We start from the raw sequence: 1,799 nt of genomic DNA on the forward strand, positions 1-1,799 counted from the left end.
GTCGAGTTATATATAAGTTTAGCAATTAATTGGTCTCCCCCAGTTATATATCGAATTTAAAATACAATTGACACCATATAATTTCTATAAGGTAATTTCTGTATCCTGCCCGTTACTTCAATAGGCCGCCAATAAATACCGGCAGCCTGAAGTGATGACGCTATAGTACTCTCGTTAGTTGAATCCTAAGTGTATTGAGTATTAATAGATAGTTAACATTATTTATCGTTGTGAGGCTCAAGGAACCATTGATTTCCATAAAGACCATACATCGGTCTTCCCGTTGGTTCACCGTTAGGATCAGTCTCTTGCATAACCCAGGTAGGATAATCAGGCAAATTATCTGTGTAATAATGTTCAAGTCTGTCAAATACTTCTGACATGCCAGCGTATGTATAGTATTTTAATAGTGTTGTTATTTCATTATTTGGAATGCCTGCATCTACCATTTTCTTTATGGTATTTTTGATTAATGGCATGCCCCGTTCGGATAACCCCTGAACAATTGATTCTTGATTTTGATCATAATAAGTAAGAGATTTCTTTAGAAATGCTAAGAATCTGAATTCTGCAAGTGATGGATTATTTTCTTCTAGTTCTGATCTTGTCCATATAAGTGGATCTGGACAACCTAAAGCAGTGAACTTCTCAATTAAATCATCAGCCTTAACCTTTTTCTCACCTTCAAGAGAATCATACCATTCCTGAAACATATAACTACACCTACCTCAAGTCGATATTGATTAGAAAATTATTTTAATAATTTCGACATTTGATTATAAAATCCTTTATGGAGTAAGAGTTACCACATGGCAGCCGGCGATCCCAATTTAAGTAAGGTTCCCCGTTAGCTCAATCAGTCACTCGATCTCACCCATACACGAAGCGGTCCTACAGTTGTCCATCCCGATTTAAGTGCTGCGGTAAGATCAGTACCACTTTCGTATCCCACCATGGGTAACCCTGGAAAATCCAATGAGACTATATTATGAATATCAGACCACGTATTTTCGATGTTAGCACTCGAAAATACGTTGGATATCCCTATGGCATTTGCGCCTAGATTAGCGATAAATCCTGAAACTTCATCCTTTTTCTTATTTAAATAAATTTTTACATCACGGCGCTCTAAAAGTTCAGGTTTAATCACATTTTCTAAACCATGGGCGGAAGTCCAATCTGCTAACTCATTTTCTGTTGTGACATGGCACCATTCAGGTTGAATGGACTCCAAGTTAACCACCGGTGCATGATAAATCCAGTCGGCTGTAAATAACATTTCAAAATCAAAAGGCGACAATTCAAGATTAGCAAAACTATCTTTGATGCCGGTTACTTCTTTTTTTTCAATGATGTCAATTAACTCATCAACAGTTACATGCCTGCTTGATGTAATCATGTCCGGGTAATATGGCGGAGATTTCGATGTTGTCCTCCAAATATGTTTTCTTGAAGTTGCAGTAATACCGTGCGTCTCACATACGATTCCACACCAAACGATATTATTTAATACAGCTGCATCAACCTTTTCACTCATAATTGCTTCCCCTGCCTTCCTGATACTCTTCGCAACATTCACTCAACAATATTCTTATACCTGATATATGATGCATAACTGCCCGATAGTTGAGAAAAGGCAACCGAACCAATAGGGTCGGCTGCCTCTTGTTGTTATTGAACTCTCGTTACCCGTTAGAATTCCTGTGAAACGAATAATTTGGAATTTGAATAAAAAAGAGCGCCTCTGTACGATGGGAGTACGTAACGGGTCTACAGCCCTTAAAATCCCACATCAGGAG

The 1,799-nt window shown here is 38.0% G+C and carries 2 protein-coding genes; both read right to left on the reverse strand.

Annotation, left to right across the window (positions count from 1 at the left end):
* Nucleotides 1-218: 218 nt before the first annotated feature.
* Nucleotides 219-713 carry a hypothetical protein gene (locus AC58UX_RS32600; protein WP_497260160.1) on the reverse strand — a complete coding sequence of 165 codons (495 nt, stop codon included), beginning with the start codon at nucleotides 711-713 and terminating at the stop codon, nucleotides 219-221.
* Between the two features lie 143 nt (nucleotides 714-856).
* Complete coding sequence (locus AC58UX_RS32605) at nucleotides 857-1,537, reverse strand: hypothetical protein (RefSeq protein ID WP_497260161.1); 681 nt, start codon at nucleotides 1,535-1,537, stop codon at nucleotides 857-859.
* Between the last annotated feature and the right edge of the window lie 262 nt (nucleotides 1,538-1,799).

Source organism: Paenibacillus sp. J22P90 (assembly GCF_059692195.1).